Source organism: Rhodococcus sp. EPR-147 (assembly GCF_001647185.1).
In the GTDB taxonomy this organism is placed as follows: domain Bacteria; phylum Actinomycetota; class Actinomycetes; order Mycobacteriales; family Mycobacteriaceae; genus Rhodococcoides.
This window is the reverse complement of the sequence record NZ_LVCU01000350.1, coordinates 1-12,805: the sequence shown is the minus strand read 5'-3', so window position 1 is coordinate 12,805 and position 12,805 is coordinate 1. Positions and strand designations below refer to the sequence as shown.

The window sequence follows — 12,805 nt, the reverse complement described above, 5'->3', positions numbered from 1 at the left end:
TCAGCTCTCCACCAATCGACCCTCGGTGACGACATCGATGCCGTCGATGGACACGGTGCAGGCGCGCATTCCGATGTCGAGGTGTGCGTAGGAGTCCCGGCCGAGTACGGGGTGCGGGCCGGTGGACCACAGGAAGCTGCCGGCGAACGCGCGGGCGTCCATGCCCATGATGTCGTCCTTGCCGTACATCGCGGCTGCGAACCAGTCGCCGGTCTTCATCAGTCCCCAGCCCATGTGGGACAGGTAGCGCGCCCACTTGTCGTTGGAGTCGGCGAAGAACATGTTCAGCAGCGCCGCCTCGCCGCCGCCGGTGACCTCGTCGATGTGACCGTTGGTGACCGTCAGCGTCGTCTCGTCTCGGACGTACTCCTTGAACGGCAACAAGATGTCGCCCTCGGACAGCACGATTTTTCCGTTGGAGATCTCCGGCCAGCACAGCACCATCGTCGACGGCCAATGATCCCAGCGGCCCCTGTCGTCGGCGAAGCCCACTTGGAACTCGGGCTGCGAATTGCTCAGTTGCACGGTGAGATCGGTGCCGGCCTCGTTGGTGATGCGCATGGTCGAACCGTTGCGAATCAGATCGACGCCGGCCTGTACCCGTTCCTTGTCGCCGTCCTGGGGCATGTTGCGGATCAACACGTCCGGGGCATCGCAGACGAAGATGATGCGCGTTCCGGCGGCCAGGATCTCCTGCTGGATGGGCGCGTGAATGAAGCCTTCGCTGGTGAGGTCGACCACGAGGTCCGCGCCCTTGAGCATGTCCTGAGCCACCGAACTGTTCATGACCGACACCAGGCCGGGACCCGCACCGGTGTGGGTGCTCGGCATCGGCGCCGGACTACCGCCGGGGACCGTTGCCGCGAGCACCTGGGCACCCAGGCTCTGGGCCGCACCGAAGGCAGCCGAGATGTAATCACCGCGGCTCGACGGTTCCGCGAGAATCACCACCTGCTCTCCGGGCCGAACTTTGCACAGCTCGAGCTGACGGGTGAATGCGCGCAACAGATCAGCTGATCGCAGATCGAACATCTCGGTTCCTCTCGTGATCGTTCTCGGTCGTACGTGTCTCGGTGATACCGCCCAGTCGGGCAAGGTCTTTCAGATAGGGCACTTCGTCGCGTGCGTCGAGCAACTCGCGTCGAGTCACTGTGGCCGATACCGATCCGACGCCCTCGTCCATCTCGACGATGGTGCGCCCCTGCGGTCCGACGATGACGCTGTGACCCGCGAACCGTGGGCCGTCGCCGGTCTGTCCGGTGAGTCCGGCGGCCGCAACGACGACGCCGTTCTCGAGTGCTCGGGACCGGGTCAGCAGCTTCCACACGTGCAGGCGAACGTGCCCGAATGCGGACGGCACAGCGATCACATCGGCTCCCCGCTGCACCAGATCGCGGACCGTCTCGGGAAAGCCTGCCTCGTAGCAGATCACGACGCCGATGGTGCCGAACGGAGTGCTGACCAGCAGTCCGCTCTCCGCGCCAGGAGTGAACACCGATTTCTCTCGGTCCCAGAGAAAACGCTTGTGTCCTAAAGCCAGCAGGCCGTCCGGACCCACGACGAGCGAGCTGTCGAAGACGACTCCTGCGGAGTCACGAAACACGATGGCCGTCACCAGAACCGTGTCGGTCTCGTCGGCGAGCGCTCCGAGCGCGATCGATGTACGACCGGGTACCGACTCGGCCATCGTATCGAGGTCGTCGAGATCGTAACCGCTGGCGAACAATTCGGGTAGGACGATCAGCTTGGACCCGGCGGCGGCGAGTGTACGCACTTCTGCGGCCACTGCATCGATGTTCTGCTGCCAGGCACCGGTCCGCGAACCGGTCTGCACCACAGCGATATCGAACGTGTCGACGACCGGCTGGGTGTCGACGCCGCGCAGGCGGGCCGACGTGGTCATTGCGCCACCCGGTTCATGTCGGTGGTGTAGAACGGGCCTGCCAACCTGCCGAGGAATCGGTGTTGGAGTGTGTCGACATGCAGGTCGCTGGTGAGCAACCCGGGCCTGCTGGTCACCGTCGTCACGGTCCCGAGCACCAGGGTGTCCGAGCCGAGCGTGATTTCCTGCAACGTTCGGCATTCGAGCGATACCAGGGATTCGAGGACCGACGGAGCCGAGACCGACACCGACGGCACCGCGGTCATCTGCGAGAGCTCGAACTCGTCGATCTCCGCATCGACGGTGGCGAAACTCGCGGTCACCGCATCCACGGTGTCGGCGGACGGAATGTTGACGACGAATTCGCCGGTGTCGCGAATGTTGACCAACGTGTCCTTGAGCTCTCCCGGGAACCCGATGCGCTCGCCGATGGAGATCATCAGCGTCGCCGGATTGCGCGAGGCGACGTTGAAGAAGCTGAACGGTGCCAGGTTGCGAACGCCGTCGCCGGAGACGGTCGAGATCCACGCGATCGGACGAGGTTGCACCGCGCAGGACAGCAGTTTGTACACATCCCCCGACGACATCGAATCGATGTCGTGGCGGGTGCGATCCGTGAGCTCCAGAGAGTCGCCTACCTGGGAAGTCATCGAAACGAGCCTTCTTTCGCTTGCTGTGCAACCGGTCGTGCAACCGATTGCGTTGCTCTGACGATAGAGGGGTTTCGAGCTCGATGTCGAGCTTTGAACGACAAATCCGGAACCAATTAATGGCACCGTTACACGGGCACCGGCCGCGTAACCTCCGCCTTACTCGCCGCGCAGACCGGCCCGCGCCGAGTCGATCGCACTGTCGGGTCTACGCGGGGGCCCGTACCCCTCCGACGTCCCGTCGACGATGCGCACCTCGTCCTCCCACGGCAGTCGATAGGTTCCGTCGGCCAGGTCGCGAACGTAGGTGTACGGGCAGTCCTGCGCGCCACCGGCCAGGGCCGTGAACCCGCGATGCCCCAGTTGGTAGATGTTGTTCTCGACTCCCCATTCTCGACGTGCCGCATCGGCGCGGGCCGGCTCGATCGATACCGTCACCACTCGATCGGGTGTCGAATCGCCGCGCTCGACGATGGTTCCTTCGTAGTCGCACACCATCGCCTCGCCCATCGACGGGATGCCGTTGCCGTCCTCCCCCGCCAGACACACCGATGCCGTGTACGCCAAATTGTGAAAGGCATTGGCCTCGTTGGTGATACGCCAGGACTGCCGCAGCGGAAACTTGTATCCGGCCGTACGCAGCAGCACGTTGGCACCGCGGTAGCTCGCCTCCCTGGCGACTTCGGGGAACATCCCGTCATGACAGATCAACAACGACAGAACCGAGCCCTTGGGCCCCGGGCAGACCGGCAGACCCATATCGCCTGGCTCCCAGGGCTCCTTGGGCGTCCAGGGATGGAGTTTGCGGACGTACAGGGCTATGTCACCTCGGTCGTCGACGATGATTCCGGAGTTGAACGGCGCTCCGCCGGGGTTGCGTTCCATGATGCTGAAACACCCCCACACTGCCGACTCACGGCACGCGTCGCGCAATCGCTCCACCTGCGGACCGTCCATATCGCACATCACCTCGTCGGATGCCCACGAGGACTTGCGTAAGCCGTGCAGCGAATACTCCGGGAACACCACGAGATCCAGGGCCGAGAAGCCGGCCTTCGCCTCACGCAACTGCCTGCACACGCGATCGGTCGTCGCATCCACGTCGGCCATGCTGGTGATCAGCGGAACCTGCTGTTGAACCAGGCCGAGCGTGAGCGACGTCGGCGATGGATTGAGACCACCCAAACCTGTCATCGAATGTCCGTTCCTCGAGAGCAACTTGTTGCGCAAACGATTGCGCACGGTGCTAGCTTAGGGGTCATCAGGGGTCGGGGCAGCGCCGACGGAGGATCGAGGGGAACCGCCAGTGGACAGCACTACATCGGGAAGCGTCACGCTCAAAACGGTCGCAGCTGCTGCGGGAGTACATGTCTCGACCGTTTCCCGAGCTCTCCGACGCGTCGCGCTCGACCCGGCCGGTGCCAGCGCAGGAGATCTGCGATTGTTCGAGCTGGCCCGCGAGATGGACTACGTCCCCAACCCCAATGCGGCGAGCTTGACCACCAAGAAGTCCACCGCGTTCGGAGTACTCGTCCCGCGATTGACCGACGTGGTGCTCTCGGCGATGTACGACGCCATCGAAGAGACAGCGAACCGTGCCGGGTACGAGACGTTCGTCGCCAACACCCACGACGATCCGATTCAGCAACGTCGACGCATCGATCTGTTGCTCGGCCGCAACGTCGACGGTCTCATCTTCGGTGATGCTCGCCTCGACAGCGAGAACCTCGAGGACCTCCACCGCCGAGGGATCAAGTTCGTGCTCATCAGCCGTAGATACCCGGGGATGACCTCGGTGACGTGCGACGACCATCGGGGCGGCTACCTTGCCGGCGAGCACTTGGCCAGGCTCGGCCACACCCGAGTGGGGATCGTGTCCGGCCCGGCGTGGGCCAGCACCGGAATCGACCGATCGGAGGGCTGCCGAGCTGCCCTCCGCGATGCAGGCATCGACGTTCCGGACGAGTACGTACGGGAAGAGGGCTTCGATCCCGAGGCCGGGCGACGCGGGGCCACAGCACTTCTGGCGCTACCGGCACCTCCGACCGCGATCTTTGCGACCAACGATTTCAGTGCCATCGGAGTCCTCGGCGTCCTGCGCGAAGCGCAGTTGCAGCCGGGACGCGACATTGCCGTCGTCGGCTACAACGACATCTCGATCTGCAGCGAACTGACGGTGCCCTTGACGACAATTCACAGTCCCCACCGCGAAATCGGCACACGCGCAGCCGAAATGCTGTTGGCCGTCACCCACGGGCTGCCGGTGTCCTCGGTGGCACTCACACCGACGCTGGTCGTCCGCGACTCCACGGTCCCGGGGCGAACTGCGCCGACACAGTTCTCGCCGGTCGGCGGGTAACCGCAGTCATCGGTGGGCGTAGTGCGACGTGACGGAGATCGCCACGGCGTTCTACCAGCACTTTCCTGGTGACGGCCCTCATCGACGTGCACTTCCATGTTTGGCAGACCCTCGGTCCAGGGAAGGCGTCGAGAAGACGCAGCCGAGGCACATCGGTGCGTCACCGAATTTTGAGGAGACAGTGAAATGCCCACCACAGTGGCCGATCAACTCGTTCGAGGACTCGTCGACGCCGGTGTTCAGCGCATCTACGGCATCGTCGGCGACAGTCTCAATCCTGTGGTCGACGCGGTGCGCCGTACCGGCGGATCGGCCAAGGGTGGCATCGACTGGATTCATGTCCGACACGAGGAGGCCGCAGCGTTCGCTGCTTCGGCCGACGCGCAGACCACCGGCACGTTGGCCGTCTGCGCCGGCTCCTGCGGACCAGGCAACCTGCATCTGATCAACGGCCTCTACGACGCACACCGTTCCGGCGCACCGGTTCTGGCGATCGCGTCGCACATTCCCAGCAGCGAGATCGGCTCGGGCTACTTCCAGGAAACGCACCCCGACCGTCTCTTCGGTGAATGCTCGCTCTACAACGAATTCGTCTCCACTGCCGACCAGGCTCCCCGGGTGTTCCGCGCGGCGATCAACGCCTCCATCACCGGCGGCGGGGTGTCGGTCGTGACACTCCCCGGCGATATCGCCGAGCTGTCGGCGTCCGGCACGATGGATCCCATTGCCGTTCCGTCCAAACCGGTCGTCACACCGCCTGCGGCGGACATCCAGAAGCTGGCCGACGCCATCAACAACGCCGAGAAGGTTGCCATCTTCGCCGGCTACGGCGTCAAGGGTGCCCACGACGAAGTGGTCGCGTTCGCCGACACGATCGGCGCTCCCGTCGGACATTCGTTGCGCGGCAAGGAGTTCATCCAGTACGACAACCCGTACGACGTCGGAATGACGGGCTTGCTCGGGTACGGCGCAGCCCATGCGGGTATCCACGACGCAGACCTGCTCATCCTGCTCGGCACCGATTTTCCGTACCAGCAGTTCCTGCCGGAGGACGTCACCACCGCACAGATCGATATCGATCCGACGAAGCTCGGACGCCGAACCTCGGTCCAGTACCCGATTCACGGTGATGTTCTCGCGACGTTGAATGCGTTGCAGCCGTTGGTCACTCGCAAGACCGACCGCCGGTACGTGGAGAAGTGGGTGGACAAGCACAACGACCTCATGGGCAAGACGATCGGCGCATACACCCGCAACGCCGAGAAGCTCGTTCCCATCCACCCCGAATACGCCGCGTCGGTGCTCGACGACCTTGCCGCCGACGACGCGGTGTTCACCACGGACACCGGCATGTGCAACGTGTGGACCGCGCGCTACATCAACCCGACCGGCAGAAGGGCCTTCGTCGCGTCGATGCTGCATGGCTCCATGGCCAATGCCTTGCCGCACGCCATCGGCGCGCAGTTCGCCAACCCGGACCGCCAGGTCGTCTCGATCTCCGGCGACGGCGGGTTCTCGATGCTGCTCTCCGAACTCCTGACCGTCGCGATGTACAAGCTGCCCGTCAAGATCGTGCTGTTCGACAATTCCACGCTCGGCATGGTCAAGGCCGAGATGCTCGTCGACGGTCTGCCCGACTTCGGCGTCGACGTGCCGCAGGTCGATTACACCGGCATCGCTGCCGCCGCCGGCATCCACGCACAACACGTCGAACAGCCCGGTGACATTCGCAGTGCACTCGAAACCGCTTTTGCGGTCGACGGTCCGGCACTGGTTCAGCTGATCACCGACCCGATGGCGCTGTCGGTGCCGCCGACCATCACCGGGGAGCAGATCAAGGGATTCGCGCTCGCGATGAGCAAGGTCGTGCTCAACGGTGGCGTCGGCGAGGCAGTCCGGATGGCCAAGTCGAATCTGCGTAACGTGCCGAGGCCGTAGACGACGTCTCGTACGCAGCGGTGCGATCACCGAGAAGATCGCACAGGCGGTTATTGTCGACACACCGCCCAAACCGGACACCACGATCCGGTAACCGACCGTTCCGGAAGGCACAACCATGGCCATCGACTACACCCGCAAGCCCTCGACCGGGCAGAACCCAGCGCAGCAAAGCGGAGCTCCCGTCAGCCTGAGCAAAGTGACGCTGTCCAAGGCGTCACCGACGATCAGCCTCACCAAGTCCGGTGAGAAGCAGGGTTCGATGCGGGTGAACCTGAATTGGTCGACCGGCGCACCCGCGGCACAGCCGAAGAAGAAGGGCTTCCTGGCCAAGCTGGCCGCGGCGTCGTACGGCTCCGGCGGTGTCGATCTCGACCTCGGCTGCCTCTACGAACTGCGCGACGGTTCCAAAGGCGTCGTCCAGGCACTCGGAAACAGCTTCGGTTCACTGCAGGATGCCCCGTTCATCGCGCTCGACGGTGACGATCGCTCCGGTTCGGTCAGCGGCGGCGAGAACATGCACATCAACCTTGCCCATCCCGAGAAGTTCGCTCGAATCCTGATCTTCGCGATGATCTACGACGGCGCACCGAACTGGGCCGCAGTGGACGGAGTGGTGACGCTCTACCCCACCAGCGGACCGCAGGTAGAGGTACGCCTCGACTCGGCCGAGAACTCCGCGCGAATCTGCTCGATCGCGTTGTTGGAGAACACCTCTGCGGGCATCACCGTCACCCGCGAGGTCGAGTACATCCAGGGCAGCCAGGCCGATCTCGACAAGAAGTACGGCTGGGGACTGCGCTGGGCGGCGGGCCGCAAGTAGTCAGAGAGGTTGCGGCGGAATCATTTCCAGCCGGACGCCGATCAATCGAACCTCTCTCGTGTGGTCGAGGCGATCGACGAGCACCACCGCAGCAGAGGTCAGAATCTCCGGATCGAAGGTCGGCGCGCCGACGATCGGTGCGCTGACGGTATGCGTCTCGAACGGCGCGTAGCGAATCTTCAGTGCAGCTCGAACTGCCGGCCGGTTCTCGGCCTCGATGTCGGCCAACACCTTCGACGTCAAACCGGCCACCTCGTCTCGGATGACCGCCCAATCGGCGACGTTCGTCTGGAACGTGACCTCACGACTGTGAGACCGTGCAACCCACGGCTCGGACGTCACCGGTGCGAGGTCGATGCCTCGTCCTTTCGTACCGAGCCACGGACCGATCTTCGGTCCGAACGCGGCGGCGAGGTCCACGTCCCCGGCATCGGCAAGTTCTCGGACTGTCGAGATGCCGAGGGCGGCCAGCCTCTTCGAGATCTTCTTGCCGATCCCCCACAGCGCATCGGTACTGCGATCGCCCATCACCTCGAACCAGTTGTCCTGTGTGAGCCGGTAGACGCCCTGCGGCTTGTCGAAGTCGGTGGCGATCTTGGCTCGTAACTTGTTGTCTCCGATGCCCACCGAGCAATGCAGCCCCGTCGCGTCGAAGACAGCGTCGTGCACTGTCTTCGCTACCCCCTCGGGGTCATCGGTCTCGACACCGAGAAAAGCCTCGTCCCAACCGATCACCTCGACGACGAATCCCAACGTCCGCAGAGTGTCCATCACCATCGCCGACGCCTCGTCGTACGCAGGCTTGTCCACGGGGAGGAAGACCGCGTCGGGAATCTTCTTCGCGGCGACGCGCAGTGGCATTCCGGATCCGACGCCCTTCGCACGCGCCTCGTAGGAGGCGGTCGAGACCACCCCACGCTCGGTGGGATCTCCCCTGCCGCCGACCACCACTGCCTTGCCCGCCAGATCCGGATTGCGGAGCACTTCCACGGCAGCGATGAACTGATCGAGGTCGACGTGCAGTACCCATCGGTGCCGCGCTGAGTCGGTCGGTGTACTCCCGGTCATAGTGCTCAGTCTGCCCGTGGTGTCTCATGACGCCATGACGAAATCGATATCTCGCACCATCGGACGGGTAGTACTGGGAGCGTTCCTCGTCTTCGCCGGCCTCAGTCATCTCTTCTGGGCGCGCGAGACGTTCGCAGCGCAGGTTCCCGAGTGGGTGCCGCTGAGCACCGACTTCGTCGTACTGGCATCGGGCGTCGTGGAAATCGTCCTCGGCTTGGCACTGCTGTTCTGGACCGCTCGCGCGCCGCTCGTCGGCTGGGTGGTCGCGGCGTTCTTCGTCGCGGTCTTCCCCGGCAACATCTCACAGTTCATCACCCACACCGATGCGTTCGGCCTCGACTCCGATACGGCACGAGGAATCCGATTGCTGTTCCAGCCGCTGCTGATCGTGTGGGCGCTGTGGTGCACCGGGGCCTGGGCGCAGTACCGACAGTCACGACATGGACGCAGCAGGCGTCAGTAGGTCGACCGTTGCTCTGCCGGGGCAATGCCGTGGTGCAACTGCGCCACGTCAGGGTGCGCTCGCGTGCGGGACTTCCACGCGTTTTCGCCGTAGGTGCGATAGATGGGGTTGTCGGGATCGTTCTCGACGCCTCGTGACTGCAGCGCCAACTCCGGTGGCAGTTCGATGACAGGTACGACGGCATCGAGGGCGGGGCTCAGGAAGTGGGGCACGGAGACTCGATCGGTGCCGGGCCCGGGCGCGACCACCCGATGCCGCGTCGCCCGTAGATAGCCGCCGGTCGCCACTTCCAACAGCTCACCGATGTTGACGATGAACGCCCCGGCCAACGGCGGAACGTCGATCCAGGTATCGGGCGTCGTCTCCACCTGCAGCCCGGTCGAGTCCGGCTCGACGAGCAGCAGCGTCAACACCCCGGAGTCCTTGTGCGCACCGACGCCCTGCGAATGGTCGGGAGTACCCGGATAGCGGACGACCTTCATGAGCGTTGCGGGCGCGGTGGCAAAAGCATCGTCGAACACGTTCTCGGACGCGCCCAGTGACTGCGCCCAGTGCCGGAGCAGCCTCAGCCCGAGACCCGACACCGTCTGCTCCCACTGCTCGAACGTCTCTCTGAATCCAGCCGGCTGCGACGGCCACAGGTTGGGCCCCTGAAGATTCCAGTACCCCACCGCTCCGTCGATCGCCTGGCGTTCGGGACCGATGTCGATCTGCTCCCGCCAATCCACCCGACCGTTGGTCAGCTCGCCACCCACCCGCGAGTAGCCGCGGAAGTGCGGGCTCTTCAGCTGACTGATCTCGTCCTTGACATGCTCCGGCACGGCGAAGAACTCACGCGCGAGACGCAGCACCTCGTGCATCCGTTCGGTCTCGATCCCATGTCCGACGAGATAGAAGAAGCCGGACCCGTGAGCCGCTTCGCGCAGCGACAGCTGGAACGTGCGTGGGTCGTCGTCGGCCAGGCCGAGATCGAGAACGGGAAGCATGCTCGCAATTGTCCTCCCCACCTGACGCGTCGGCCAGCACTGTTCAGGTCCGGTGAATATCGGCGCGTGGATGCCAGACTGGACGCCATGAGCCCTGAAGCACTCGACATCACAGTCGTCGGTCACGGCGCAGCGACCTACCCGCCCGAACAGTGCACACTCTCGCTCACCGTTCGCACCGACGGCCGCACGGCGGAGTCCGCGTCCGAACCCGCTCAGCAACTCGTCCGGGAGCTCACGAGACTGGTCGAGCCGCTCTACAACAGCGACGGCGGCCCCATCGATCGGTGGGCGGTGGACCAGGTGCGCCACTCGCGCCACCGCCCGTTCAACCACGACGGAGAACGACTCCCCTACGTGTACCAAGCCGAGGCATCGGTGGAGGTGCAGTTCAGCCAACTCGATCTGGTGGACGCGTTCGTCTACGCAGCCTCCGCACTCGAGGGAGTGTCGATCGACCACTTCGACTGGGACCTCACCGAATCCAGCAGGACTGCTCACACCCTCGCGGTCCGAGAACTCGCTGTGCGCGACGCCGTCGCCAAGGCCGAGGCCTATGCATCGAGCCTGGGCCGTACAGGCGTGCACGCTGTGGCGATAGCCGACCCGGGCCTGCTTCCGGGGACCACCGAACACGGTGGAGCAGAGCCCTCCGCACGCATGTTCGCGGCGCAGTCCGCGCCTAGCGGGTTTGCACTCAAACCGGAGAACATCACGATCTCCGCGAGCGTGCACGCCCGATTCGCTGCCTCCTGACGCGTCGCGCCTACGCTCGAATCATGAATCGAGACGATGCCCGACGCCTCTGGCCGCGGCCGCCGATGCTGCCTCGTCCGATCCTGATGGATCAGCGATGGGAACGGCTGGTCTTTCTGCACTGGCGGGTTCCGAGTTCGGCAGTCGCCCCACTGTTGCCCCGCGGGTGCACGCCCGACGAATTCGACGGCTCGTCCTGGGTCGGGCTGATCGGCTTCCACATGGTCGGTGCCGGCCTCGGTTACCGTCACCCCGTTCCGTACTTCGGCACGTTCGGTGAGATCAACGTGCGCCTGTACTCGATCGACGCGGAGGGTCGACGCGGCGTCGTGTTCCGATCCCTGGAAGCAACCAGACTCGCAGTCGTGTTGGGCACCAACGCCGCTCGAATTCCGTACCGCTGGTCATCGATCGATATCGACGACAACAGTCGAGCCATCGGCTACCGCAGCCGACGCCTAGCACCACCCCACCGCGGCGCAACAACGGACTTCGGCGTCGTCAGGGGATCACGCGACATGTCCGAGGATCCGCTCGCTGTGTTCCTCACCGCGCGTTGGGGATTGCACACCTCACTCGCCGGACGCCTGCTGTACGTCCCCAACGTGCACCGACACTGGCCACTGGTCGATGCTGAGCTCACCCACTGCTCCGACGAACTCGTGGCAGCGGCGGGCCTACCCGATGTCAGTACCCGGCCACCGGACTCGGTGCTGTACTCCCCCGGTGTCGAAACTCAGTTCGGCAAGCCCTACACGGTGCGCGGTCGGTAGAAGATCACGTGACCCGAGGATAGTTCGACGACCCAGTCTCCCTGCGTTGCAGCAGCACTGTCCGAGTGGGAGCTCGACGTCACGCTTTCCCGCAATACGAGGTACCCGGCGTCGAGGGCGAGGTCGAACAACAGCTTGGTGCCGTCCGAAAATTCGACGGCAGGGTCATCGCCAGTCGAGAGCCGGACCACAGTGGCACCGATCGAAGGAAGCCTTTCGACGGTCGGGGGCTCTGCCTTCTGATGCTCGGGTGCGGGCCACGATTCGACGGCCCCTCCCGGTCCACACAACACGGTCGAACCGTCCACCGCGGTGTACTCCCAGGATTCGACTTCGTCTCGCGGGGCGGCCACCACCCTTTGCCTGCCCTCGAACGTCAGACGGAGAACACCGGATTCGTCGTAGTCTGCGTCTTCGCAGACAAGACCGTGCAGTGCTGCGAAGGCTCGTAGGCCCTCGAACTGATTGTCTTCATCGACAGTGAGGCCATCGATCACTACCTCACTGAAAGCGATGCTGGCACCGTTGTCGAACTCGATACTCAGATCGAAATCGAGCAGAATTCTGCTGATATGGCGCTGTTCGACGGGGAGTTTCATCGACAACGACTGTGCCACAGAATCTCGGCGACACCCACAAAGCCTCGCCGGGGAGAGGATGTTCGACCTGGCGGCGAGCGAATGCGCGCGCGTTCGTCGGGTGCGCGGGAAATGGGGACTGGTCGGGGCACGAATCCGCGCGCGGATAGCGAACGCGCTCGCGTCTGCGCCGGGGCAAACGCTCCGGAGCAGTTCGGGGCAGCGGTGTGCGCGCCTGGGTCCAGGGCCCGGCCGCCGCGAATGCGCGCGCGTTCGTCTGGTGCGCGGGGAATGGTGAATCGTCGGGGCGCGATTGTGCGCGCGGATAGCGAAAGCGCTCGCGTCTGCGCTCGTGAGAGCGCGATTGTGCGCGCGGATAGAGAACGCGCGCGCGTTGGTCGTCGGGTGCACGCGTATGTCCGCGCATGCTCATGTGTGGGTGGTTTCGAAATGCAGAATGGCCCTCGACCGTGGTCGGGGGCCATTCTGGGATGTTGTGTTCGGCGGTGTCCTACTCTCCCACACCCTG

13 protein-coding genes are annotated in these 12,805 nt (G+C 64.5%); 6 read left to right on the top strand and 7 right to left on the bottom strand.

Translation table 11 applies throughout. From position 1 onward, the window contains the following. From A2J02_RS16000 to A2J02_RS15985, 4 genes are all read right to left on the bottom strand, one after another. Positions 1 to 1,032 (bottom strand): hypothetical protein, encoded by a 1,032-nt coding sequence (locus A2J02_RS16000; RefSeq protein WP_068051146.1) that lies wholly within the window; start codon positions 1,030 to 1,032, stop codon positions 1 to 3. Beyond that, positions 1,010 to 1,903: a carbon-nitrogen hydrolase family protein gene (locus tag A2J02_RS15995; RefSeq protein WP_068051144.1), complete on the bottom strand. Its 894-nt coding sequence runs from the start codon at positions 1,901 to 1,903 to the stop codon at positions 1,010 to 1,012. Before A2J02_RS15995 ends, A2J02_RS16000 begins: the two co-directional genes overlap by 23 nt. Beyond that, positions 1,900 to 2,532, bottom strand: coding sequence for a flavin reductase family protein (locus A2J02_RS15990; protein WP_082898562.1), 633 nt, complete (start codon positions 2,530 to 2,532; stop codon positions 1,900 to 1,902). The genes A2J02_RS15995 and A2J02_RS15990 overlap by 4 nt, the downstream gene beginning before the upstream one ends. Before the next feature lie 159 nt (positions 2,533 to 2,691). Further along, on the bottom strand, positions 2,692 to 3,726 hold the full coding sequence (locus tag A2J02_RS15985; protein WP_068051181.1) for a formamidase: 1,035 nt from the start codon (positions 3,724 to 3,726) through the stop codon (positions 2,692 to 2,694). Between the two features lie 112 nt (positions 3,727 to 3,838). Here A2J02_RS15985 and A2J02_RS15980 point away from each other — a divergent pair, with 112 nt between their 5' ends. The 3 genes from A2J02_RS15980 to A2J02_RS15970 all read left to right on the top strand — a co-directional run bounded on the left by A2J02_RS15980 (position 3,839) and on the right by A2J02_RS15970 (position 7,652). Then, positions 3,839 to 4,891 (top strand): LacI family DNA-binding transcriptional regulator, encoded by a 1,053-nt coding sequence (locus tag A2J02_RS15980; protein ID WP_068051142.1) that lies wholly within the window; start codon positions 3,839 to 3,841, stop codon positions 4,889 to 4,891. 186 nt (positions 4,892 to 5,077) lie between these two features. Then, positions 5,078 to 6,829, top strand: a complete 1,752-nt coding sequence (locus A2J02_RS15975) for a pyruvate dehydrogenase (RefSeq protein ID WP_068051140.1) — start codon at positions 5,078 to 5,080, stop codon at positions 6,827 to 6,829. Between the two features lie 118 nt (positions 6,830 to 6,947). Then, positions 6,948 to 7,652 (top strand): TerD family protein, encoded by a 705-nt coding sequence (locus A2J02_RS15970; RefSeq protein WP_068051137.1) that lies wholly within the window; start codon positions 6,948 to 6,950, stop codon positions 7,650 to 7,652. On the opposite strand, the gene A2J02_RS15965 is transcribed toward A2J02_RS15970, so the two are convergent. Further along, complete coding sequence (locus tag A2J02_RS15965; protein WP_068051134.1) at positions 7,653 to 8,720, bottom strand: DNA polymerase IV; 1,068 nt, start codon at positions 8,718 to 8,720, stop codon at positions 7,653 to 7,655. Between the two features lie 34 nt (positions 8,721 to 8,754). On the opposite strand from A2J02_RS15965, the gene A2J02_RS15960 reads away from it, so the two are divergent. Next, positions 8,755 to 9,183 (top strand): DoxX family protein, encoded by a 429-nt coding sequence (locus tag A2J02_RS15960; protein WP_068051179.1) that lies wholly within the window; start codon positions 8,755 to 8,757, stop codon positions 9,181 to 9,183. Here the strand turns inward: A2J02_RS15960 and A2J02_RS15955 are convergent. Further along, positions 9,177 to 10,169, bottom strand: coding sequence for an isopenicillin N synthase family dioxygenase (locus A2J02_RS15955; protein ID WP_068051132.1), 993 nt, complete (start codon positions 10,167 to 10,169; stop codon positions 9,177 to 9,179). The two genes, A2J02_RS15960 and A2J02_RS15955, sit on opposite strands and share 7 nt — an antisense overlap. 87 nt (positions 10,170 to 10,256) lie before the next feature. Between A2J02_RS15955 and A2J02_RS15950 the strand changes: the two genes are divergently transcribed. Beyond that, positions 10,257 to 10,925, top strand: coding sequence for an SIMPL domain-containing protein (locus A2J02_RS15950; protein ID WP_068051178.1), 669 nt, complete (start codon positions 10,257 to 10,259; stop codon positions 10,923 to 10,925). 23 nt (positions 10,926 to 10,948) lie between these two features. Beyond that, positions 10,949 to 11,698: a YqjF family protein gene (locus tag A2J02_RS15945; RefSeq protein ID WP_231893677.1), complete on the top strand. Its 750-nt coding sequence runs from the start codon at positions 10,949 to 10,951 to the stop codon at positions 11,696 to 11,698. Here A2J02_RS15945 and A2J02_RS15940 read toward each other — a convergent pair. Continuing rightward, positions 11,677 to 12,297, bottom strand: coding sequence for a DUF6188 family protein (locus A2J02_RS15940; protein WP_197478042.1), 621 nt, complete (start codon positions 12,295 to 12,297; stop codon positions 11,677 to 11,679). The two genes, A2J02_RS15945 and A2J02_RS15940, sit on opposite strands and share 22 nt — an antisense overlap. Between the last annotated feature and the right edge of the window lie 508 nt (positions 12,298 to 12,805).

Coding starts and splice junctions, on each gene's coding strand:
- A2J02_RS16000 (WP_068051146.1), bottom strand. CDS start 1,032: ATGTTCGATCTGCGATCAGCTGATCTGTTGCGCGCATTCACCCGTCAG.
- A2J02_RS15995 (WP_068051144.1), bottom strand. CDS start 1,903: ATGACCACGTCGGCCCGCCTGCGCGGCGTCGACACCCAGCCGGTCGTC.
- A2J02_RS15990 (WP_082898562.1), bottom strand. CDS start 2,532: ATGACTTCCCAGGTAGGCGACTCTCTGGAGCTCACGGATCGCACCCGC.
- A2J02_RS15985 (WP_068051181.1), bottom strand. CDS start 3,726: ATGACAGGTTTGGGTGGTCTCAATCCATCGCCGACGTCGCTCACGCTC.
- A2J02_RS15975 (WP_068051140.1), top strand. CDS start 5,078: ATGCCCACCACAGTGGCCGATCAACTCGTTCGAGGACTCGTCGACGCC.
- A2J02_RS15970 (WP_068051137.1), top strand. CDS start 6,948: ATGGCCATCGACTACACCCGCAAGCCCTCGACCGGGCAGAACCCAGCG.
- A2J02_RS15965 (WP_068051134.1), bottom strand. CDS start 8,720: ATGACCGGGAGTACACCGACCGACTCAGCGCGGCACCGATGGGTACTG.
- A2J02_RS15960 (WP_068051179.1), top strand. CDS start 8,755: ATGACGAAATCGATATCTCGCACCATCGGACGGGTAGTACTGGGAGCG.
- A2J02_RS15955 (WP_068051132.1), bottom strand. CDS start 10,169: ATGCTTCCCGTTCTCGATCTCGGCCTGGCCGACGACGACCCACGCACG.
- A2J02_RS15950 (WP_068051178.1), top strand. CDS start 10,257: ATGAGCCCTGAAGCACTCGACATCACAGTCGTCGGTCACGGCGCAGCG.
- A2J02_RS15945 (WP_231893677.1), top strand. CDS start 10,949: ATGAATCGAGACGATGCCCGACGCCTCTGGCCGCGGCCGCCGATGCTG.
- A2J02_RS15940 (WP_197478042.1), bottom strand. CDS start 12,297: ATGAAACTCCCCGTCGAACAGCGCCATATCAGCAGAATTCTGCTCGAT.